This window comes from Agrobacterium sp. NPDC089420, from assembly GCF_044900305.1.
GTDB lineage: Bacteria > Pseudomonadota > Alphaproteobacteria > Rhizobiales > Rhizobiaceae > Agrobacterium.
The window spans coordinates 125,102-147,082 of sequence record NZ_JBJDMY010000013.1 but is presented as its reverse complement, the minus strand read 5'-3'; the positions used below and the strand labels follow the sequence as shown (position 1 = coordinate 147,082).

Here is a 21,981-nt window from a genome sequence, read left to right as displayed (position 1 = left end):
CCGGCAACGGCTGCAGCCGGGGGATCGCTCGCCTGCGATCCCCCGCGTGATTTCCAAGCAGGACGATGATGATGAGATATTTCTACCTGGTACTGGCGACGGCCTTCGGTCTGAGCTTCGCCTGGTCGGTCGCGGCCAGGGACAAGGCGGTCGACGTGCCGGCGGCGAAGTCGCGGCAGGACGACAGGCAGCGCCAGCCCGTTTGCGCCAAGGGGCAACGGGACAAAGCAGGTTCCGCGCGTCTGCGCAGCGCATGCCGCAAGGCGGCGGCCGGAAAAGCCGCCAGCGCCTATGAATGGATCGAAGCCGAGAGAGGTTTCATCCTCGTGAAACACGACATGACGCCGGTGTCGTTCTTCGAATAACCGGCCGGACAGGACATCAAGATGAAAACGGCACGCAAGACAGGCGCATTGCTGGCGCTTGTCGCGCTCGCTGCGGGTGGCTACTGGTTATCCTCGCACTATACGCGGGCCGCCACGCCCGCCTATATCACATCGCCGGTCACACGCGGCGATCTCGAACAGACGGTTCTCGCGACGGGAACGCTGAAGCCCGTTCGCCTGGTCGCCGTCGGTGCGCAGGTCTCCGGCCGCATCACCGCCGTCAAGGTGGCGCTCGGTGAAACGGTAAAGGCGGGCGATCTCATTGCCGAGATCGATTCCGTGACCCAGACCAACAGTCTGCGCACCGCGCAGGCGGCGCTTGCGAATGTGAAGGCGCAGCGGGTGGAAAAACAGGCAACCCTGGTTCTCAATCGCCAGAGCCTTGCCCGCCAGCAGGAAATGGTGGCAAAAAACGCCGCCTCCCGCGCCGATTTCGAAAGCGCCACCGCAGCGCTCGCCGTTACCGAGGCGCAGATCAAGGCCATCGATGCGCAGATCGAGGAAGCGCAGGTCGCTGTCGAGACGGCCGAGGCCAATCTCGGCTATACGCAGATCACCGCCCCCATCGACGGCACGGTGCTGTCGATCGTCAGCCAGGAGGGGCAGACCGTCAATGCCACGCAGTCGGCCCCGACCATCGTCATTCTCGGCCAGCTCACCCGCATGACGGTGCGCACGGAAATTTCCGAGGCGGACGTGACCCGGGTAAAGCCGGATCTGCCGGTCTATTTTACGGTGCTGGGCGAGCCGCAGCAGCGTTACGATGCGACGCTCGCCTCGATAGAGCCGGCGCCGGAATCGGTGCGCAGCGATTCCAGCTTCAGTTCCTCGACGTCCTCGTCCTCCAGCTCGTCGTCCTCCAGCACGTCGTCGTCGGAGGCGATCTATTATAACGGCGTGTTCGAAGTGCCGAACCCGGACGGAAAGCTGCGCACCTACATGACGGCGGAGGTTCATATCGTCCTCGGCGAAGCCAGAGACGTGCTGACGGTTCCGGCCTCGGCCCTTGGCGGCGTGGACGGCAATGGCGACTATGCCGTCCGTGTCGTCGGCGCCGATGGGACGATTTCTGAGCGCAAGGTCGAGATCGGCCTGAACAACAAGGTCACGGCGGAAGTGCGCTCGGGGCTTGCCGAGAATGAGCGCGTGGTGACCGGCGAGCGTTCGGCCGAAACCGCCACAAGTACCATGCCTGGGCCGGGCGGCCCGCCGATGGGGTTCTGAACCATGGCAGAACCCCTGATTTCGCTTCAATCCGTGTGGCGAGACTATCCTTCCGGCGAAGGCAAGATCAGCGTCCTGAAAAATATCGACCTCACCATCGAGGCTGGCGAGATGGTGGCGATCGTTGGCGCGTCCGGATCGGGCAAATCGACGCTGATGAATATTCTCGGCTGCCTCGACCGGCCGACGGCCGGAAGCTACAGCATCAGGGGCCGGGAAACCGGCGGTCTCGATGCCGATGCGCTGTCGGCGCTGCGGCGCGAACATCTCGGTTTCATCTTCCAGCGTTACCATCTGCTGGGCGAGCTCTCGGCGCTCGGCAATGTCGAAATTCCGGCGATCTATGCCGGAAAGACGCAAGGGGATCGCAGGCACAATGCGGCAAGGCTGCTTGGCCGTCTCGGCATGGCCGAACGCCTCGGCCACCGTCCCGGCCAGCTTTCCGGTGGCCAGCAGCAACGCGTCTCCATCGCCCGCGCGCTGATGAACGACGCCGAGATCATTCTCGCCGACGAGCCGACCGGCGCGCTCGACAGCGCCAGCGGCGACGAGGTGCTGCGCATTCTCGACGAGCTGCATGCCGAAGGCCGCACCGTCATCATCGTCACCCATGACATGGCGATTGCCAGACGCGCCGGGCGGATCATCGAAATCAGCGACGGGGTAATCATCTCCGACCGCAAAGCGGATACGGCCGCCGCACCGGGAAAGGAAGCCCGCGCCGCTGCCGTTTCCGGCGGGATGTCCGGCATCGCCGGTGTTTTTTCCTCGCTGCGGGAAGCCCTGCACATGGCGCTCCTGTCGATGCGGGCGCACAAGCTGCGCACCTTCCTGACCATGCTCGGCATCATCATCGGCATCGCTTCGGTCATCAGCGTCGTGGCTCTGGGGCAGGGCTCGCAGCAGCGCGTGCTGCAAAACATCTCCAGCCTCGGCACCAATACGCTGGAAATCTTCGCCGGCAAGGATTTCGGCGACATAAGATCGGGCAAGATCACCACGCTGGTCGTTTCCGACGCCGAGGCGCTGGCCAAGCAATCCTATGTCGCGGCGGTGACGCCCACGGTCTCGACCTCCAGCACGGTGCGTTTCGGCGCCAAGGAGGCGAATGCGCTCGTCAACGGCGTCAGCGAGCGCTATTTCGTCGCCAAGGGCACGAAGCTGTCGCAGGGTCGCTTCTTCGATGCGGCAAGCGTCACGCAGAAGGCGCAGGAGGTGGTGATCGACGAAAATACCCGCAAATCGCTGTTTGCGGATTTCGACGGCAGTCCGGTCGGCCAGGTCATCCTCATCGGCAAGGTGCCCGCCCGCATTGTCGGCATCACGCAGGCGCAGCAGGGCGGTTTCGGCTCAAGCCAGAACCTTTCGCTTTACCTGCCCTATACCGCCGTGCAGTCGCGCTTTCTCGGCAGCCTGTCGCTGCGCAGCATCACGGTGCAGGTGGCGGACGATACCGATGCCGCCATTGCCGAACAGGCGGTGACGACGCTTTTGACCCAGCGCCACGGCACGCGCGATTTTTACATCCTCAATACCGACGACATCCGCCAGACCATCACCAGCACCACCCAGACCATGACGCTGCTGGTTGCGGCGATTGCGGTGATATCGCTTCTCGTCGGCGGCATCGGTGTGATGAACATCATGCTCGTTTCCGTTTCCGAGCGCGTCTCGGAAATCGGCGTTCGCATGGCGGTGGGCGCGCGGCGCACCGACATTCTGCGACAGTTCCTGATCGAGGCGGTGCTCGTCTGCATCATCGGCGGCACGCTCGGGGTGTTGAGCAGCTTTGGCTTCGGCGCGCTTTTCTCCGCCTTCAGCAGCAATTTCATCATGGTCTATTCCACGACGTCGATCATCGCCGCCTTTGTCTGTTCGACGCTGATTGGCGTGGTCTTCGGTTATCTGCCGGCCCGCAACGCGTCGAAACTCGATCCCGTGGCGGCTTTGTCGGCGGGATGACGGGGTTGAGACCGGCGCGGCTTGGCATCATCTGGGGGATGGAGGTAAAGCGGGAGCCGTGTTGAACGGTTTGTGACTGGTAGCGATGAACCGCTGTGCGATAAACCTCGTTTTCGCGGTATAATCAGAATCCAGTGTCACCGAGCCCCAACGCCATGATCCCATCCCACCCGGAACGCTTCATCCTGCTTGACGGCATAAGGGGCGTGGCCGCGCTCTTCATCGTTCACCGCCATGCGGAGCAGTTCTTCGGCAGGGATCCGGCTTCGAGCTATCTTGCCGTGGATCTGTTCTTTGCGCTCAGCGGCTTCGTGCTGGCCCATGCCTATAGTCGGAAACTAGCCGAGGGAACGATTACGCCCGGTTTTTTCATGAAGGCGCGGTTCGCACGTCTTTATCCGCTTTACGTGCTGGCGCTGGCGCTGATGGCGGCCTATTTCATCTGCCTTTACCTGCTCGGCCTGCCCACCCCGATCGATGATCTGCATCGTCTCATCGATCCGGGCGAACTGGCTCTGGCCCTGGTGACGGGACTGCTGTTTCTGCCGGCGCCCTTCACGCTGACCCTCAACGGTGCGCTGTTTCTCGTCAGTCCGGCATGGTCGCTTTTCAACGAACTGGTGGTGAATGCTGTTTACGCCCGCTGGGGTGTCCGGGCGACGACGAAACAGACGGCGGCGGTGCTGGCCATCAGCGCCGCCGTGCTGATGGTGGCGGCGGCGGAATTCGGCAAGCTGCATGCCGGTTTCCGCTGGCATGAAATGTATGCCGGCATGGGCCGGGTGTTCTTTTCGTTTTTCGCCGGCGTGCTGATCTACCGGTTCCGCAACCATGTGCCGGCGTTGAAGCCCGTTCAGGCCGGTCTTTGTCTTCTGCTCGTCTGCGTCATCCTCGCCGTCCCGATGCCCGGCGGGCTGCGGCCGTTTTTTGATCTGGCGGTTGTGCTGTTCGTCTGGCCGCCGCTGCTGTTTGTGGCCAGCAGGACAATTCCGGGTCCGAAGACAGGCGCCGTGTCGGTGTTTCTGGGTACGGCGTCCTACGCGGTTTATGTGCTGCACATTCCGCTTCTGGCCTGGACGGAGTTTCTGCTTCCGGCAGCGACGCGGCAGAGCGTCGCGCTGCCGGCCGGTATCGTCTTCGTGGCCGCGACAGCGTGCCTGTCATGGTGGCTGACGGTCCATTACGACCAGCCGGTCCAGAAATGGCTGAGGGACCGCCTGCGCAAACGCGCGGAAATCCGCCAGCCGGTCTAGCTCGACGGGCTGGGTTTTACATCTCAATAATGGGCAAAGATCGGAGCCGTCAGCACGAAAGCTGCGACGAGGCTGATGATCGTCAGTTTTGCCGCTCGCATGCGGCGCATTCGGCGGCCGCTCCAGTCATACGTCATACTCACCCTCCACGCAGACGCAAAACCTATCGGTATGGACACCGTCCGCATTGCTGCTGGCCGGTCGCGTCATTTGCAACGCTGCGCACCCCATCCGCAAACCGCGTGCCACGCCTGATCCGTGCACGACAGTTTCAATTTCAGTTTTGCCTGATATATGCCATTTGCCAAGCCGTTATTTTCATCGGTGATTTTGAAGGTCGCGCCCTGCGGTCGTCGCGGGGGCGCGGCCCCTTTACCGGTAAAGAGGCGGCAGACCCTGGATTGCATAACGCGGCAGGGGCTTCCACGGCTTGACGCGTTCATGTTTGCGCGCGCCGAAGAGAAAAAGCATTTCCTCCGACAGACCGGCGGGGTCGGTCAATCCGTCCTGAAACAACTGGATCACCTTGCGGGCCGCATTGGTATAAAGAATGGCCTCATCATCATCCATGAGGTCGCGGCCATAACCGAGACCTTCCAGCACGGACTGAAGCATTTTAAGGTCCTGTGACGAGATAATGCAATTATCACCTGCGGAAGACATGATGTCCTCCTTTCTGATGGAGTGCACGAAAACGCAAACGCCATGGCCGGGCCGGACGCCATGCGAGGCCGTTTCAACGTCTTGAGATAACGGGCGACGCCAGGAACGATATCCGGTGTCCCGGCAGCGGCCGCCATGCATGTCGTGTAAAACTGCGAAACGGTCCCGCCGATCAATGACGGGAGCAGAACGGGGTTTTGGGACGGCATGTAGCCCGACGGCGGCAACGCCCTTTCATTGCCGATGCGGGAGCGTGCGCTCTTTGTAGGGGATAGGCAAGTTAATTCGGCCGCGGCGGGTCATTCGATGATATTTGTGATCGCCGCTTTGACAGGCAACAAAAAAGGCCGGGGCAATATTGCACCGACCTTCCTCATATCGCTCTCAACACCAGTGCCAGTACATCCGTGGTCAAAAGTCTGAAGCGACTTAAAACAATCGCGAGTGCAATATCATTTGCGCTCACCAGCGACTGCCTTGACCGCGATATAGGAAAGCAATGTGGCCAAAACAAGTCCGATGACGATCATTTTTCTCCTCAGCCCGCACCGGGGGATACGTCCTTCGTATCCTCGTCCGGCAGGCTGCCGGCACCCGGCGTCTTGTCATAGTCGGTGAGCGACGGCTTGGCGTGCGGCCCGGCCGGGGGAATGTCGCTCGGGCTGGAAGGTCCTTTTCCGGCTGTTTTCGGTTTTGTCGTTTGCGTCATGTCCGCGTCCTCCTTTTGCAAGGGAAAACGCCGGGGAGCAGACGAGGTTCCAGGACGCCGCGCCGGCTTTTTCGCCGTCAACGGCGGGAGCGCGGTTTTTTCTCTTCGCGGTTCATGTCGCGCCCGACCCATTTGAAAAACAGGAAGAGGCTGGCGCCGATGACGATGAGCGGAACGAAGGATTCAAAACTGGACATGACTCACTCTTTCTCCCCCGGCGATCATTCTACCGGCATGGAGGAAGCGCGTAATCTGCGGAATATCGTCCGTTCTTTTTTGGCCGTTGGGCGCGCGGCCCCCGCTAACCGAGCCGCGCATCTGAACGTTCTAGAGAGGCAGCGATTTCACCGCGGCAGCGCCACCCTCGCGGGCGCTTTTCAGCGCCGCGACGCCACAGAGGACGGACATGGCGCCGGCGCGCGAACCGGCCCGCTGCCGCAGCCGGTCGTTGGATCCGGGTTTGAAGATCATGTCGCGCATGCGGTTATCGCCGCCATAATGGCCGCCGGGCTCATGCGGCACCCAGATATGCTCCACGCCGCCGCCAAAACTTTTCACCAGCAGGATTTCGTCGGCCGGCGGTTCCGTCCAGGGCTGTTTTTCATATTGGCGCATCTCGATGCGGCCCTTATGGCCGTTAAAGGCGATGTGATGGCCCTCTATCGGCATATAGGTGTTGAGCGAATAGGAGACCTGCACGCCGTTCGCATAACGGATCGAGGCGCTCATCGTATCGGGAATGTCGATTTCCTCGCGGAAGACGCAGGCGTCACGCATATAGCCGTCAATGCTCGACGGGTCCTCATAGAGCGCATCGAGGAAGGGATCGGCGCCGAGATCCATGAAATAATCGCACTCGTCCTTGTGCGGACAGGTGCGACAGCGCGTTCCGCGGAACGGGCCGTTCTTGCCGTAATGCAGCAATTGCCCGAAGCCCTTCACTTCCACTGGATCGGAATCGAGATACCAGTTCAGAAGATCGAAATGGTGCGTCGCCTTGTGCACGAACAGGCTGCCGGAATGTTCGGTGAAGGCGTGCCAGCGGCGGAAATAATCCGCGCCGTGCTTGTTATCGAGATACCAGTGGAAATCGACCGAAGTGACGGTGCCGATGGCGCCGTCGTCGATCAGTTCCTTGATCCGTGCGGCCGTCGGCGAGAAACGGTAATTGAAGGACACGTCGACCCGACGGCCGCTTCTGGCCTCCGCCGCGCGGATGCGGTCGATCTTTTCGGGGGTGGTGGTCATGGGCTTTTCGCTGATGACATCGGCGCCGCCTTCCAAGGCGCGGATGATGATGTCGTCATGGGTATCGTCCGGCGTGCAGACAATCACCAGTTCCGGGCGCTGCTCCGCCATCATCCGGTCGAAATCGTCGTAGAGCGGCGCGGTCGATCCCATCATGGCGCGGGCGCGTTCGGCGCGCATCAGGTTCAGGTCGCAAATGCCGACCAGCTCGACATAATCGCTCCAGCCGGCCAGCAATTCGCGGCCCCACATGGTGGTGCCGCGATTGCCGGTGCCGACCAGCGCATAGCGTTTGCGTTTCACCCTTTCAGGCATTCTCTCTCTCCCGGATATATCAACAAACAGTCTTGAAACGCTCGACCACGGTGGTGAGGACCTCGTCCATCGGCCGCGCCTGCCAGCGATGCGAAAAGATTTCCACTTCCTGCGGGCCGTGGAAGCCCGCAGCCTCGATCATGGCGCGAAATGCCTTCAGGTCAATCACGCCGTCGCCCATCATGCCGCGATCATTGAGCGGATCGGTGGTCGGCACCAGCCAGTCGCAGATATGGTGGGCCAAAATCTGCCCGTTCCTGCCGGCGCGCGCCACCTGTTCCGCAAGCTCCGGGTCCCACCAGACATGGTAGACGTCGATGGCGACGCCGGTGCCGTCGCCTAGCCGGTCGCAGAGATCGAGTGACTGTTTCAGCGTGTTGAAGCAGGCGCGGTCAGCGGCATAAAAGGGATGCAGCGGCTCGATCGCGAGCGGCACGCCGGCGGCCCGCGCATGGGGCAGGAGCTCGGCCATGCCGTCCTCCACCATCTGCCGCGCGCCCTTCAGATCGCGGGAACCGGCGGGCAGGCCGCCTACGACAAGCACGAGGCAATCGGCCTTCATGGCGGCGGCCTCATCGACGGCGCGTTTATTATCCTCGATGGCGAGCCGGCGGCCTTCGGCATCGGGGGCGGGGAAAAAGCCGCCACGGCAATGACCGCTGAGGCGAAGGCCGTTCTGCTCGACGATGCGCGCGGCTTCCGTTAGCCCGACGCCGTGCACCTGCTCGCGCCAGGGCGAGATGGCGGTGATGCCATGGGCGAGGCAGGCATCGACAATGGCGCCGAAATTGCCGCCCTGACGCACAGTGGCGAAATTGATGGAAAGGCCTTCAAGGCTCATGTCGATATCTCCCCTCGTTTTGCCTCAACCAATGCCGCGGACGGCCAGGAACGCTCTCATGCGATGCGTGGCGAGATCGGGTTCGGAAAGCACATTGGCCTTGTCCGCCAGCCGGAAAAGCTCAGTGAAATGCTGGGTGGAGCGGGTGCTTTCCTGCCCGCCGACCATGGTGAAATGATCCTGCAATCCGTTGAGATAGGCGAGGAACACCACGCCGGTCTTGTAGAAGCGGGTGGGAGCCTTGAAGATATGGCGCGACAGCGCCACCGTCGGCTCGAGAATATCGAAGAACTCGTTGTCCGCGCCGCGTTTCAGGCTGGCGAGCGCCTTGGAGGCGGCCGGCGCAATCGCGTCGAATATGCCGAGCAGCGCATCCGAGTGGCCCTGTTCGTCACCGGCGATCAGTTCGGCATAGTTGAAGTCGTCGCCGGTATACATGCGCACGCCAGCGGGCAGACGGCGGCGCATGACGATTTCCTTTTCCTTGGAAAGAAGCGAAATCTTGATGCCGTCGATCCTGTCGGCATTCTCCTCGATCATGGCAAGGCAGGTTTCCATCGCCGCCATATGGTCGCCAGACCCCCAGTAATCCTCGAGCGCCGGGTCGAACATCTCGCCCAGCCAGTGGATCACCACCTTCTGTTCGGCACGGGAAAGCACCCTGGCATAGGCTTTGAGATAATCATCCGGCGAGCGGGCGGCAGCGGCCAGCGCGCGGCTCGCCATCAGGATAACGCGTCCGCCTTCTCCCTGAACAAAATCAAGCTGTTCTAGGTAAGAGTCGACAATCTGGTTCAGGTTGTAACCGCCGCCATTCAGATGGTCGGTTCCGACGCCGCAGGCAATCAGCGCATCCTTGCGGCTGGCCGCTTCCTTCAGCGAACGGGAGATCAGTTCCTGCGCCTGCGGCCAGGCCAGCCCCATGCCGCGCTGCGCCGTATCCATCGCCTCGGCGACACCGAGGCCGAGATCCCACAGGCGGTGACGGAAACGCAGGGTGGCGTCCCAGTCGATGGCGGGCGTCAGCCACGGGTCGTTATCGGCCAGCGGATCGGCCACGACATGGGCGGCGGCAAAAGCGACGCGGTTGAAATCCGCGGCACTGCGTTTTTCAACCGCGACCGGCGTGCCGGACAATCTGTAGACCTCGATGCTGCGGTCATCCTTCGGAAGCTTGAGTTCGTTCACCTCAGCCTCCTCAGGAAAGGGCGGGAACGTCGAGCCAGCGGCGTTCCTTCCACGATTTCAGCCCCAGTTCGGCAAGCTGCACGCCCTTCACGCCTTCCATCAGCCCATAGGGCCATGGGTCATTGTCCACCAGATGGCGCACGAACATTTCCCACTGCGCCTTGAAGCCGTTGTCATAGACGACATTGTCCGGCACCTCCTGCCAGGTCTTGTAGAAATCGATGGTCTGCGGCTGGTCGGGGTTCCACACCGGCTTCGGCGTGTTGGTGCGGTGCTGGGTGAAGCATTTGGTCAGGCCCGCCACCGCCGAACCATGGGTACCGTCCACCTGAAAGGTCACGAGATCGTCGCGACGCACACGCACCGCCCAGGATGAGTTGATATGGGCGATGATCCCGCCTTCCAGCTCAAAGGTGGCGTAGGCCGCATCGTCCGCATCCGCCGCATAGGCGCGGCCCTGCTCGTCGAAACGTTCCGGAATATGGGTGGCGCCGAGGCAGCTTACGGATTTTACCGGCCCGAACAGATTGTCGAGCACATAACGCCAGTGGCACAACATATCGAGAATGATGCCGCCGCCATCCTTCAGGCGGTAGTTCCACGAGGGACGCTGCGCCGGCTGCCAGTCACCCTCGAAAACCCAATAACCGAACTCGCCGCGCACCGAGAGGATTTTGCCGAAAAAGCCGCTGTCGCGCAGCATTGCGAGCTTGCGCAGGCCCGGCAGGAACAGCTTGTCCTGCACGACGCCGTGCTTGATGCCGGCGCTTTCGGCGAGCCGGGCGATGGCGAGCGCCTCTTCCATCGTGTCGGAAATCGGCTTTTCGCAATAAACGTTCTTGCCGGCCTTGATGGCTTTTTCCAGGAGGCTGCCGCGCATCTGCGTCGTGCCGGCATCGAAGAACAGCGTGTCGTCGGGGTTTGCAAGCGCGGCATCGATATCGGTCGTCCAGCGCGCGACATTGTGCTTTCTGGCGATTTCCTCGATCTTCGCGCCGTTGCGGCCGACCAGAATGGGGTCGAGCATGACCCTTTCGCCATTCTTCAAAACCACGCCGCCCTGATCGCGAATGGCGAGAACGGAGCGCACGAGATGCTGGTTGTAACCCATGCGGCCGGTAATGCCGTGCATGATGACGCCGATACGTTTCATGAATTTCCTCCCAAGGCGGCCTTTTCCCGAAAGCCGCTTCCGTCAACCATGGCAATTTGTAACCATTTGGTTATTTGTGATCGCGAAGGATGCGATCTGTCAAGGTGTTTTTGGCAGGAAAAATTCGTGCTTTGCCGCGGGCCGCAGCCGGCCGTCTTCACTGCGCCGCAAAAGAAAACGACGCGCTTCGCGGATGCGAATAGCGCGTCGTCTCTGTTGTTAAAGGACAATTCGGCTCGGGTCGATCAGACCGGCCGCACTGCAGCAAGCAGCGTGTCGACAATGTGCTGGCCCCAGCGTTCCAGTTCGGCAGGGTCGGTCAGGTCGCGCTGGAAGATCGTCGACAGCGTGAACCGGTTCGACAGATAGAAGGCTCCGAGCGATGCGATCGTCAGATAGACGTCGATCGGATCGAGCCCATCGCGAAATTCGCCGGTATCGCGGCCGCGCCGCAGCACCTCCTCAAGCTCGGAAATGAAATTCGAATGCATGGCCGTGATCGTCGGGGATTGCCGGAGATAGCGGGCCTTGTTCAGGTTTTCTGTAGCAAGGATGCTTAAAAATTCGGGATGGTCGAGGAAATAATGCCAGGTAAACAGCGCAAGTTCCCGCAGTCCCTCCGAAGGGGCCTTGCGGGTAAGGTCGAGCCGCCGCTCCGTGTGGCGGATGTGGCGATAGGCGTCTTCCAGAACTGCGAGATAAAGCGCATCCTTGTCGCCGAAATAGTGATAGATCATCCGCTTGTTGGTGCCGGCGCGGCGCGCCACGACATCGATTCTCGCTCCCGCCAGCCCCTTGGCGGCCACCTCGCGGCGGGCGGCTTCAAGGATCGCGGCCTTTGTTCTTTCCGGGTTTCTGACCTGCGCCGTCGTGCGCTTGCGTTTGGCGGCCGGTACTTTCTCCGGAGCCGGATCGGGCTGATGGTTTTTCGTCGTTTCTTCCATTTCAGCACCCGCTTGACAATGTTTGCGATCAGTGTTCCCATGTAACCAATTAGTTATAAAACGGCAAGTGTCGTTTACGTTCATCATCAATTGGCAGTCAATAGGGAGGAGTTGCCAATGCCCGTGATGCTTCAGAGGAGAGGTGTGCTTTCAGCAGGGCTTGCGGCCCTGTCGCTCGCAACATTGGGAGGGGGGTCGGCGCAGGCGCAGGCCGCACGCCTTCGCATGTTGTGGTGGGGTTCGCAGGAACGCGCCGATCGCACCAACAAGGCCATCGCCGCCTACAAGCAGGTCAAGCCCGATCTCGACATTGCCGGCGAATTCGCCGGCTGGAGCGATTACTGGCCGCGCCTTGCCACGCAGGTCGCGGGCCGCAACGCGCCCGATCTGATCCAGATGGATTATCGTTATATCTTCGAATATGGCCGCCGCGGCGCGCTCGCCCCCTTGGACGACTATATCGGCAAGGGTCTGAAGATCGAGGATTTCGGCAAGATGAACATCGATTCCGGCCGGGTCGATGGCAAGCTTTACGGCATCAATCTCGGGGTCAATTCCAGTGCGGTCTTCTTCGACGAGGCGGCCTGGGAGAAATCCGGCGCGACACCGCCGGCGGTCGGCCAGACCTGGGAGGAATTTGCCGAAAACGCCGCCAAGCTCAGCAAGAACAAGCCGAAACCCGGTTATTACGCCACGGCCGATGCGAGCGGTGTGGAGCCGAGCTTCGAAAACTGGCTGCGCCAGAACGGCAAGTCGCTTTACACGCAGGATGGCGCGATCGGCTTCGATCCAGCTGACGCGACCAAATGGTTCACTTTGTGGGCGGACCTTCGCAAGAGCGGCGCCTGCGTGCCCGCCGATGTGCAGGCGCTGGACCAGCTGAATATCGAGACCAATCCCTTGACGACGGGCAAGGCAGCCACCGCCTTCGCCCATTCCAACCAGTTCGTCGGTTATCAGAAGCTCAACAAGTCCAAGCTGGCGATCAGCTCCTATCCGAAGAGCGCGAAGGATGGCCCATCCGGCCATTATCTGAAACCCTCCATGCTTATCAGCGTCGCCAATGGCAGCGCCGGCATCGAACAGGCGGTCGGTTTCATCAACTTCCTCGTCGCGGAACCGCAGGGCATCGATATTCTCGGTGTCGAACGCGGCGTTCCGGCATCGGAATCCATGCGTGACCAGCTGAGCAGCAAGCTCGACGAGGTCAGCAAGATCATGGTGGACTATATTGCCGAGATTACCCCCGGCGTCGGCGAGCTGCCGCCGGCGCCGCCTCCGGGTGCTGGCGAATTCGCCTTCGTCCTGAAACGCACGGCGGAGGAAGTCGGCTTCGGCAAGATTTCGCCGGAAGAGGGCGGTGACCGTCTCGTCAAGGAATCCGAAACCGTTATCAAACGGAAGTGATGGCGCATGGCCTTTCGATCTGAAACTCTTGTGGGGGAGAGCCGTGGCGCGGCTCTCCCGAAGCGGGGCGGCGTCAAGCGGATGTTTAACCGCAATATTCACGCCTATCTGTTTCTCCTGCCCTGGCTGGTCGGCTTTTTCGGCCTCACCCTCGGTCCCGCGCTCGCATCTCTTTATCTGTCCTTCACCAATTACGACCTGTTGCAGTCGCCGGACTGGGTGGGGGCGGCCAATTACGTCCGCATCGCCACCGCCGATCCGAAATTCGCCGCAGCCATGCAGGTCACCTTTACCTATGTGCTGCTGTCCGTGCCGCTGAAGCTGATCTTCGCGCTGCTCGTCGCGCTCGCCTTCAATCGTGGCATCAAGGGTTTGACGCTTTATCGGGCGATCTTCTACCTGCCGTCGCTGCTCGGCTCCAGCGTGGCGATTGCCGTTCTCTGGCGTCAGCTTTTCGCCTCGGATGGTCTCGTCAACATGGTTCTCTGGCAGGTCTTCGGTTACGAAGGGCCAAGCTGGATTTCCAATCCGGATTATTCGATCTACACGCTGGTCATCCTGTCCGTCTGGCAGTTCGGTTCGCCGATGATCATCTTCCTCGCCGGGCTCCGGCAAATCCCGCAGGATATGTACGAGGCTGCCGAAATCGATGGCGCAAGCAAGGTGCGGCAGTTCTTCCGTATCACGCTGCCGCTTCTGACGCCGGTGATCTTCTTCAACGCCGTGATCCAGACGATCGACGCCTTCAAGGCCTTCACCCCCGCCTTCATCATCTCCGAAGGCACCGGCGGGCCGATCAATTCGACGCTGTTCTATACGCTTTATCTCTACCAGGAGGCCTTCGGTTTCTTCCGCATGGGGTACGCCTCGGCGCTTGCCTGGATCCTGGTGATCATCATCTCGCTGTTCACGGCCTTCTCGTTCCTCAGCGCGAAATACTGGGTGCATTACGATGACTGATGCTGTTACCGCTCCCCGGCCGGGCCAAGGCCCGCAACGCTCGCCGCTGAAATCGGTGATGCTCCACACGGCGCTGATCATCGCCTCCTTCGCGATGCTCTATCCGATCCTGTGGATGATATCAGGCTCCTTCCGGCCGCAGGACGAGCTGTTCGGCTCCTCCTCGCTCATTCCCTCGGCGGTCGATGTCGGCGGTTATATTCGCGGCTGGACGGGGCTGCAGGTGAGCTTCGGGCAGTTCTTCTGGAACTCCTTCTTCATCTCGGTGCTCGCTACCATCGGCAACGTGGTCGGCTGCTCGCTCGCCGCCTTCGCCTTCGCACGGCTTCGCTTCGGCGGGCGCAATTTCTGGTTCGCGCTGATGCTCGGCACCCTGATGCTGCCCTATCACGTCGTGCTCATCCCGCAATATATCCTGTTTCTGGAAATGGGCTGGGTGAACACCTCGCTGCCGCTGATCGTGCCGAAATATCTGGCGACGGATGCCTTTTTCATCTTCCTGATGGTGCAGTTCTTCCGTGGTATCCCGCGTGAGCTGGACGAGGCGGCGGTGATGGACGGCTGCTCGCCCTTCCGCATCTACTGGAAGATCATGCTGCCTTTGTCGCTGCCGGTGCTGGCGACGGCCGCGATCTTTTCTTTCATCTGGACCTGGGACGATTTCTTCGGGCCGCTGATCTACCTGAACGACATCAACACCTACACCGTGCAGCTCGGCCTCAGATCCTTCGTGGATTCCACCGGCAGCTCGGATTGGACCTCGCTTTTCGCCATGTCCAACCTGTCGCTGGTGCCGGTCTTCCTGTTCTTCCTGTTTTTCCAGCGGCTGCTGATCGAAGGCATCGCCACGACGGGAATGAAACGCTGAACGGGACGCGGATCGGGAACATATCTTACAAGACCATCAACACTGCCGCCGCCGTTTTTTATGCGGCGCGGCAGTCGGGAGAAACAGCATGGCAAGCAGCATTACGCTCGAAAGGATTGTCAAGCGGTTCGGCGCTTTTTCGGTCATCCACGGCATCGATCTCAAAATCGAACCGGGCGAGTTCACCGTCTTCGTCGGCCCTTCGGGCTGCGGCAAGTCCACGCTCCTGCGCATGATCGCGGGGCTTGAGGAAATCTCCGAAGGTGAACTTCACATCGATGGCGAAAGGGTGAATGAGACCGCAGCCTCGAAACGCGGCATTGCCATGGTGTTTCAGTCCTATGCGCTTTATCCGCATATGAGCGTCTATAAGAACCTTGCCTTCGGCCTGGAAACGGCGGGTTACAAGAAACCCGAAATCGAGGCGCGGGTGCAGAAGGCGGCCGATATTCTCCAGATCGGCCCGCTGTTGCAACGCAAGCCGAAAGCGCTTTCCGGCGGCCAGCGCCAGCGTGTCGCCATCGGACGCGCCATCGTGCGCGAGCCGAAGATCTTCCTGTTCGACGAGCCGCTGTCCAACCTCGATGCCGAATTGCGCGTGCAGATGCGCGTCGAAATCGCCAAGCTGCACCAGACGCTTGGCAGCACCATGATCTATGTAACGCATGACCAGGTGGAGGCCATGACCATGGCCGACAAGATCGTGGTTCTGCGTGACGGCCGCATCATGCAGGTCGGCCGCCCGCTCGATCTCTACAACAATCCCGCCAACCAGTTCGTGGCCGGTTTCATCGGCTCGCCGAAGATGAATTTCCTTTCCGCCAAAGTGGCCGCCGGCGACAGTTCCAACCGTACCATCGAGGTGGCCGGTCGGCGTATCGTGCTGGAAAAGCCGGTTGCGGCGGCGCAGGATGAACCGCTCACCTTCGGCGTCCGCCCCGAGCATGTGAACCCGCAGGCGCAATCGGCGTCGCTGGGCGAGGCGTCGATCCAGCTTGTGGAGCATCTCGGCGGCTCGACGGTGGTTTACACCAGTACGCCCGACGGACAGCCGGCCACCGTGCTGCTGGACGGCCAGCGCCATATCCGCATCGGCGAGACCATTCCCTTTGCATTCGATCTGGCACAGACGCATCTGTTCGGAGCGGATGGGCGGCGGATATAGCCTGTTGCCCGCCGCATTTCTGAGCCGGAGTCCGGTGTTTCCTAAGCGGCGTGTTTCGGGCGTCCGGGCCGGCGCGGACGGAAATGCGCGTGCATCAGAAGCGGGTCGCGCTGGGTGGCCCGCAGCAGCATCTTGACGGCGTGGCTTACCGGTGCGCCCGCACGGTAGTTATTCCACGTGCGCAAGGCAACACCAAGAAAATCCGCCGCCTCATTGTTGGAAAGGCCGATTTCCTCCTGCCATTTGCGCAAATCCTCGACATTGAAGTCCCGCTGGTCTTCTGCGATCTGGTAAAGATGATAGGCATCGATGGCCAGTTCTTCGCCGTCCCACTCCACGCTTGCGCCGAAGTCGGTGACTGTTGCGGTCTTCCAGATATCCACCGAACGGAGTGCATTGAGCAATTCTCCTCCTGTCGCTATCCATCCGGTCAGGTCAGCGGTTGATTGGCTGCCATCGACCCAGTCGATGGTGAGAAAGCTGGGCAGGTCAGGCAGGACGGCTTTGACGCGCGGTGTCATGACTAGTTTTCCTTTTCTACAATGGGAAAGCGCACGTTTGTACGATTCCATTCATCGACAATCAGGCTCCCGTTGGTTTTTGCCCATGCCAGAGCTTCGGCTTCAGCCCTGCGCGGCAACTTGCCGCGCAGAATTTCCAGAGTTTCGATGTCGACGAGCGCATCAGCATCCGGCGTTATAATGTGAAAATGCGGCGGCAAGTGATCGTTCGCGTAAACGCGTATGATGATGTTCCCGATCTGAACAAGCTTGCCCATGCATCACCCGCGACACGAAAGAAATATAGTGCATAAGTTTCACTATGTGAAGGGGTGGGGAGGCATATCTTCCTGAGTGGGAATCCGCGGGAAATCTATGACGCTTGAAGAATGCGGCGCAGCACTACCGCATCTTCCGCAAACTGATTGGCGTCATCATCCTTGACGAATTCCAGCATCGCATAAGCACTTTTCGTCCAGCCGTTCTCCGGCAAGGCCTCGATGCAGGCCCGCCAATAGTCAGCCCGCTCGGCAAGCGGCAGACGGTTGGCGTCAGTGAGCCAGGCGAAGACATGCAGATGGCAGATGCGGGAGCCGAGCGCCGATATTTCAGCGAGCGCCTTTTCGAGCGGCAGGCCGGGTGCCGGCTGCCAGTAGAAGAAGAGATTGGGTGCGTCGAGGTCCTGCGCCAGCTGCAGGGCCGAAGGCAGCGTGTCCGTCAGCGAATTGGGGTGATATTCGAGGCCAATGCTCATGCCGTAGTCTTGCGCGCGGCTGGCGATCTCTGCCAGCGCCGCGGTGGCTGTGCGGCGCTCGGCGGAAGAGTAGTCCGTGGAGGGCCGTTTGCGGTGGCCCGGCCAGATCCGGATATGGCCGGTGCCGAGGGCTTTGGCGGTTTCAAGAACCGCGGTCAGATCTTCCCGCGAATAATCCGGCGCAAAGATGTAGGAGCCGTAGGACGAAACGGTGAGGCCGGCTTGCGCCGTCCGTTCGGCCACATCGCTTGCATTGGCGAGATCGCCGGGCGGCACATGGATATCCGCACCCCATTCGATTGCCCTGATACCGTTTGCGGCGGCGAGATCGATGACCGCCTGTGGCGGCAGGGAGCGGAAGGTGACGGAGCAAAGGCCCGGCTCGAAAACTCTCATGCGATCAGTTCCAGATGTTCCGGCCGCACCTGCTGTTCAAGTGCTGCGCCCCGACAAAAACGTTCGATCTCGGCAATCGCCATATCGCCCAGCCTTGCGCGCTCAAGGCCGATGGCGCCGGCGATATGTGGTGTCAGGAACACGTTGGGCAGGCTGAAGAAGGCGGAATCCGGCGGCGGTACTTCCGGGTCGGTCACGTCGATGACGGCTTCGATACGTCCGGTTTTCAGTTCCGCCAGAAGCGCCTCTTCATCGACAAGTGCGCCGCGTGCGGTGTTGATCAGGGTTGCGCCGGCCTTCATCCGGGCAAGCGCCTGTGCGCCGATCATATGCCGGGTCTGCGGCAGCGACGGCGCATGCAGCGAGATGACGTCGCTCATCGCCATCAGCGCCTCGAGCGACACCAGCCGCACGCCAAGGCGGTCCGCCTCCGCTGCACTTAAAAACGGGTCGAAGAGGAGGAGATCGAGATCGAAGGGTTTCAGCAGATTGATGACGCGACGCCCGATGCGCGATGCGCCGACAATGCCGACCGCGAGGCCGAGATTGCCGATGGCCTGCGATTGCAATCGCTCGACCGTGTCTCGGCCGCGATCCTGCCCGTAGACCCGCCGGAAGCCGAAGGTGCGCTTGCCGGCAAGCAGGATCATCGCCAGCGTAAATTCGGCGACCGGCTGCGCATTGGCCTCCGCAGCGCTGCACACGGTGACGCCGCGTTCGAAGACCGCCTGGGAGAGGAAATATTTCACCGTGCCGGCGGCATGGGAAATCAGTTTCAGCCGCGGCATCAGCGCCAGCTCCCGTGCGCCGATATCGGCACAGCCCCAGCCGGTCAGCAGAATATCCGTCCGTTCCAGCTGGTCTTGCACGGATGGATCGTGAAAATCGCATATTCGTCGCGTGTCGAGAATCTCGACACCTTGCGACAACCGCTCAAACGCCTGTTGTGTCAGCACATGCTGCGTCCGCTCCGGGTCCATGGCTAGGCTGAGACGCGGAAGCGGACTCGTCATCGCGGTTCTCCCGCCGCCGCCATGCTGCTGACCGGGGCTCCGCGTTCCGCAAACAGGCGGTCGAGCGCTTCAAGGTCCGGAAGTGCTGGAGGGGCCGTCAGGGCTTTTTCGCTTTCAGGTCCGGCCAGCCCCGCAAAGACTGCGCATACAAGCAGGGTTTTGCCTGCCGGAATATCGCTCCGCAATTGCGGCACCGTAGTTTTGGCATGAATAAGATTGGTATTGGGCAGCGCCTTCAGCGCCACGCCCTGGCGGGGAACGCCGGAACCGATATCGATGATTACGGAAATGTCGGCGCCACAGTCGGCCGACGCACGGCCGGCTGTCTCGGTGACGACGTCGCGGTCGCCGTCGTTGCGATTGATGGCAAAGCCGCCTTCGGTAACCGAAAGGGGCCGGGCAGCGGTGATGCGATGCAGCCTGACATGCCACTCGCCGGCGGCAACCAGCGTCGTTTCAACCTCGACATCGGGGAATGGTTTCCATGTCGCCCGCAGTGTTTCCCCGGCAAGCAGAACCTTGTCATTGGTCTCGCGCACGCGGTAATGCAGGCCGTCTTCGGAAAAGGCCAGCATATTGTCGAAACCATTGGTCCTGAAGCCGCGCTCATCCACCTCCACGCCGAAACCGTAGCGCGAAGAATAGGCGAATTTGGCATATTTCTCCGGCCCGCCGCGCATGGAAAGGTTTTCCTGCCCGCTGGAAAGCGCGGTGACGTTGCCCTTTGCCCGCATCATCACCATGCCGGGATGAATGAGCGGGCGGGGATTTGAGGTCGTTTCGGGCAGTTTTTCATCCGCCTGCCAGAAAGGATGGCTTTCGGGCAGAGCGAGCGGCAGGAAGGCCTTGAAGGCCCAATAGGGCGAACCGGCCGAATTGTAGCTTTCCGACATGGTCAGCTGCGGATAGGCGTAACCGATCGAAAGAACGCCGTCGCGGTCTGCAATCGGCTTTTGTGCCCACCAGCGCAGATGCTGCAGATAAAGCCCCTTGATCTCGCCCCAGGGCAGGGCTTCCTCATCGGCAAAGGCAAGGCCTGCCCAGAAGCCGCCGCAGGCGAAACGATAGGTCATGGAGCGGCCGAAGGCCAGAGCGCCGCCATCATCGTCGAACCAGCTGGCGAAATCGCCGGCAAACAGGCGGGCGCGTTCGCGGTAACGTTCGGCATGGATATCGCCCGGCTTGCTGAGTTTAGCGTAGATCAGGCCGTAAAAATGCATGGCGAAGGCGATATAATGGTCGATGCGGCGATAATCGCCGTCACGATACCAGCCGTCGGCGATGTAGAAACCGTCCAGCTCCGCCTTGAATGTTTCCGTCAGGCTGCGGTCGAAATCGATGCCGAGATGATCGAGCGCCATGTCGACCATCACCCGGAAAAATTTCCAGTTATTATCGGCGTAATTGCGTTCGCGCGCCGTCAGGAGATAGCGGCTGACATTGTTCTTCTGCGCGTCGGACAGCGGCTCCCACAGATGTTGCGGTGCAAGCCGCAGCGCAAAGCCAAGGGCGGCAAGTTCCACCAGCCGCTGGTCCTTCTGGCGCACGTCGCCCCAATAATCGGGATGGCCGGGATCGGTGCCATTGGCGATGCCTTTCGCCAGAAGCGGCCAATGATCAAAGCGGTCGCCGCTGAGCGCCAGCGGTGCGATGCCCCAGAGCGGCCGGGCAAATCCCTCCAGATCGGCCGCCGCCCGGTCGAAATGCGCGGCAGTGCCGCTGAGCGTTACCCTGGCGCCGCCCTGCGAAAAATAGGGAAGAAGCGGCGCGAAACTGTCATCCAGCGCCCGCCGCACATCGGCGCGGGTCTTGAACGGATTGCCGTATAAGGGGTTGAAACGGGTCATCGGATCATTTTTTGCCGCATCATGCATGACGCGTCGCCTTTTTTGCCTGTCCGGCGGTCTGTCCCTCCACCAGCTGCACGCCCAGCTGCACCTGCCTGGCATTGGCGGAAGGTTCCGTCATCCGGCGGCGCATCAGTTCCACTGCCTCGCGCGCGATCTCGCGGCGGTCGACGCGGATGGTGCTGAGCCGAGGGGTGGACAATTCGGCAAAGGGCAGGTCGTCGAAACCGATGATGGAAAGATCGTCCGGCACTGCAAGACCAAGTTCCTGTGCCGCTCCCAGCGCGCCGAGCGCAATCGCATCGTTCATGCAGAAAATGCCGGTGAGGTCGGGGTTCCTGGCCAGCAGCTGGCGAACCGCGTCGCCCGCCTGTCCGAAGCCGCTATCCACGGTGGAGAGCAGGAATTCGTCATAGGTGGTTCTCTCTTCATCGAGGATCGCGTGCCGGAAGCCGCGCATGCGCTCGCGTATGGTATGGCGGTGCTGCGGGCCGATATAGGCGACCTTGCGGTGTCCGAGTTCCAGAAGCCGCCGCGCCGCCAGCGCGCCGCCGTAAAAATTGGAAGGTGAAACGCAATCCAGCATCATCGAGGGATCGGCGCTGTTGACCAGGACCGGCTGCAGCACGCCCTGGGTGATGCGGTGAATGATCTCGTCTTCCGGGTCGAGACCGATGGCAAGAAGGCCGTCGGCTTCGCAGACCCGCTGCGTCAGGGCGTCATCCACCTGCTTCTGGTGCAGCAGCCGGATATCGAGTTCGAACCCGTCCGTCTGCGCGAGGCTGCGCAGCATGTCGAAAATGTCGTGATAAAAAGCGCCGATATCCCCGGTCGCCCGCTCGGCGGACATGAGGGCGAGGACCTTTTTGCCTTCCAGCGGAACGCCGCCGGTCTGGTTGCCGGCAGGCCGCAGCGGATAGCCCAGTTCCGCCGCCACCCCCAGAACCTTGGTCTGGATCGAGGCGCTGATGCCCTTTTCCCCGGCGAGGACGCGCGAAACGGTGCTGATGGAGACGCCGGCCCGCTGGGCGATATCCGACTGGCGCGGGCGGCTGATGTCGGGCGTATCGTTCATGTCGTCTCCTGCGCTTGCAAAAAAATCTATTATGATGCAAATATTGCAAATACAGAAAATTTGCAAGAATTAAGTAATCGGCGGAAAATTTGCAAAACGCGGGAGGAGCA

Annotated in this window: 21 protein-coding genes; 8 read left to right on the top strand and 13 right to left on the bottom strand. The window is 61.2% G+C overall.

Going from position 1 to position 21,981, the window contains the following annotated elements; all coding sequences use genetic code 11:
• The first annotated feature begins 71 nt into the window (after positions 1 to 71).
• From ACI2KA_RS19530 to ACI2KA_RS19515, 4 genes are all read left to right on the top strand, one after another.
• Positions 72 to 365, top strand: a complete 294-nt coding sequence (locus ACI2KA_RS19530) for a hypothetical protein (RefSeq protein WP_404504116.1) — start codon at positions 72 to 74, stop codon at positions 363 to 365.
• 21 nt (positions 366 to 386) lie between these two features.
• Positions 387 to 1,610, top strand: coding sequence for an efflux RND transporter periplasmic adaptor subunit (locus ACI2KA_RS19525; protein ID WP_404504115.1), 1,224 nt, complete (start codon positions 387 to 389; stop codon positions 1,608 to 1,610).
• A gap of 3 nt (positions 1,611 to 1,613) precedes the next feature.
• Positions 1,614 to 3,572: a MacB family efflux pump subunit gene (locus ACI2KA_RS19520; RefSeq protein WP_404504114.1), complete on the top strand. Its 1,959-nt coding sequence runs from the start codon at positions 1,614 to 1,616 to the stop codon at positions 3,570 to 3,572.
• A 155-nt stretch (positions 3,573 to 3,727) separates the two neighbouring features.
• A complete protein-coding gene (locus ACI2KA_RS19515; protein WP_404504113.1) occupies positions 3,728 to 4,825 on the top strand; it encodes an acyltransferase family protein in 1,098 nt (365 codons plus the stop codon).
• Positions 4,826 to 5,197: 372 nt separating this feature from the next.
• Here ACI2KA_RS19515 and ACI2KA_RS19510 read toward each other — a convergent pair whose 3' ends face one another.
• From ACI2KA_RS19510 to ACI2KA_RS19480, 7 genes are all read right to left on the bottom strand, one after another.
• Positions 5,198 to 5,488 carry a hypothetical protein gene (locus ACI2KA_RS19510; RefSeq protein WP_404504112.1) on the bottom strand — a complete coding sequence of 97 codons (291 nt, stop codon included), beginning with the start codon at positions 5,486 to 5,488 and terminating at the stop codon, positions 5,198 to 5,200.
• Between the two features lie 538 nt (positions 5,489 to 6,026).
• Positions 6,027 to 6,197, bottom strand: a complete 171-nt coding sequence (locus ACI2KA_RS19505; protein ID WP_404504111.1) for a hypothetical protein — start codon at positions 6,195 to 6,197, stop codon at positions 6,027 to 6,029.
• 327 nt (positions 6,198 to 6,524) lie between these two features.
• The gene (locus ACI2KA_RS19500; protein WP_404504110.1) at positions 6,525 to 7,760 is read right to left on the bottom strand and encodes a Gfo/Idh/MocA family protein; all 1,236 of its coding nucleotides are present in this window, start codon (positions 7,758 to 7,760) and stop codon (positions 6,525 to 6,527) included.
• A gap of 19 nt (positions 7,761 to 7,779) precedes the next feature.
• Entirely contained in the window at positions 7,780 to 8,601 is an 822-nt protein-coding gene (locus tag ACI2KA_RS19495; protein WP_404504109.1) for a sugar phosphate isomerase/epimerase family protein, read from the bottom strand.
• Positions 8,602 to 8,625: 24 nt separating this feature from the next.
• On the bottom strand, positions 8,626 to 9,789 hold the full coding sequence (locus ACI2KA_RS19490; protein WP_404504108.1) for a dihydrodipicolinate synthase family protein: 1,164 nt from the start codon (positions 9,787 to 9,789) through the stop codon (positions 8,626 to 8,628).
• A 10-nt stretch (positions 9,790 to 9,799) separates the two neighbouring features.
• Complete coding sequence (locus ACI2KA_RS19485; protein WP_404504107.1) at positions 9,800 to 10,942, bottom strand: Gfo/Idh/MocA family protein; 1,143 nt, start codon at positions 10,940 to 10,942, stop codon at positions 9,800 to 9,802.
• A 245-nt stretch (positions 10,943 to 11,187) separates the two neighbouring features.
• Positions 11,188 to 11,886, bottom strand: a complete 699-nt coding sequence (locus ACI2KA_RS19480; protein WP_404504106.1) for a TetR/AcrR family transcriptional regulator — start codon at positions 11,884 to 11,886, stop codon at positions 11,188 to 11,190.
• A gap of 117 nt (positions 11,887 to 12,003) precedes the next feature.
• On the opposite strand from ACI2KA_RS19480, the gene ACI2KA_RS19475 reads away from it, so the two are divergent.
• From ACI2KA_RS19475 to ACI2KA_RS19460, 4 genes are all read left to right on the top strand, one after another.
• Positions 12,004 to 13,293: an ABC transporter substrate-binding protein gene (locus tag ACI2KA_RS19475; RefSeq protein ID WP_404504105.1), complete on the top strand. Its 1,290-nt coding sequence runs from the start codon at positions 12,004 to 12,006 to the stop codon at positions 13,291 to 13,293.
• A gap of 81 nt (positions 13,294 to 13,374) precedes the next feature.
• The gene (locus ACI2KA_RS19470; protein ID WP_404504149.1) at positions 13,375 to 14,253 is read left to right on the top strand and encodes a carbohydrate ABC transporter permease; all 879 of its coding nucleotides are present in this window, start codon (positions 13,375 to 13,377) and stop codon (positions 14,251 to 14,253) included.
• On the top strand, positions 14,246 to 15,121 hold the full coding sequence (locus ACI2KA_RS19465) for a carbohydrate ABC transporter permease (protein ID WP_020809242.1): 876 nt from the start codon (positions 14,246 to 14,248) through the stop codon (positions 15,119 to 15,121). The genes ACI2KA_RS19470 and ACI2KA_RS19465 overlap by 8 nt, the downstream gene beginning before the upstream one ends.
• A gap of 88 nt (positions 15,122 to 15,209) precedes the next feature.
• Complete coding sequence (locus tag ACI2KA_RS19460; protein ID WP_404504104.1) at positions 15,210 to 16,286, top strand: ABC transporter ATP-binding protein; 1,077 nt, start codon at positions 15,210 to 15,212, stop codon at positions 16,284 to 16,286.
• A 41-nt stretch (positions 16,287 to 16,327) separates the two neighbouring features.
• Here ACI2KA_RS19460 and ACI2KA_RS19455 read toward each other — a convergent pair whose 3' ends face one another.
• From ACI2KA_RS19455 to ACI2KA_RS19430, 6 genes are all read right to left on the bottom strand, one after another.
• A complete protein-coding gene (locus tag ACI2KA_RS19455) occupies positions 16,328 to 16,807 on the bottom strand; it encodes a hypothetical protein (RefSeq protein WP_404504103.1) in 480 nt (159 codons plus the stop codon).
• A 2-nt stretch (positions 16,808 to 16,809) separates the two neighbouring features.
• Complete coding sequence (locus ACI2KA_RS19450) at positions 16,810 to 17,064, bottom strand: DUF4160 domain-containing protein (RefSeq protein ID WP_404504102.1); 255 nt, start codon at positions 17,062 to 17,064, stop codon at positions 16,810 to 16,812.
• Between the two features lie 95 nt (positions 17,065 to 17,159).
• Positions 17,160 to 17,936, bottom strand: coding sequence for a sugar phosphate isomerase/epimerase family protein (locus tag ACI2KA_RS19445; RefSeq protein ID WP_404504101.1), 777 nt, complete (start codon positions 17,934 to 17,936; stop codon positions 17,160 to 17,162).
• On the bottom strand, positions 17,933 to 18,949 hold the full coding sequence (locus ACI2KA_RS19440; protein WP_404504100.1) for a hydroxyacid dehydrogenase: 1,017 nt from the start codon (positions 18,947 to 18,949) through the stop codon (positions 17,933 to 17,935). Before ACI2KA_RS19440 ends, ACI2KA_RS19445 begins: the two co-directional genes overlap by 4 nt.
• Complete coding sequence (locus ACI2KA_RS19435) at positions 18,946 to 20,823, bottom strand: DUF2264 domain-containing protein (protein WP_404504099.1); 1,878 nt, start codon at positions 20,821 to 20,823, stop codon at positions 18,946 to 18,948. The genes ACI2KA_RS19440 and ACI2KA_RS19435 overlap by 4 nt, the downstream gene beginning before the upstream one ends.
• Complete coding sequence (locus ACI2KA_RS19430) at positions 20,816 to 21,871, bottom strand: LacI family DNA-binding transcriptional regulator (protein ID WP_404504098.1); 1,056 nt, start codon at positions 21,869 to 21,871, stop codon at positions 20,816 to 20,818. The genes ACI2KA_RS19435 and ACI2KA_RS19430 overlap by 8 nt, the downstream gene beginning before the upstream one ends.
• Positions 21,872 to 21,981: the final 110 nt, after the last annotated feature.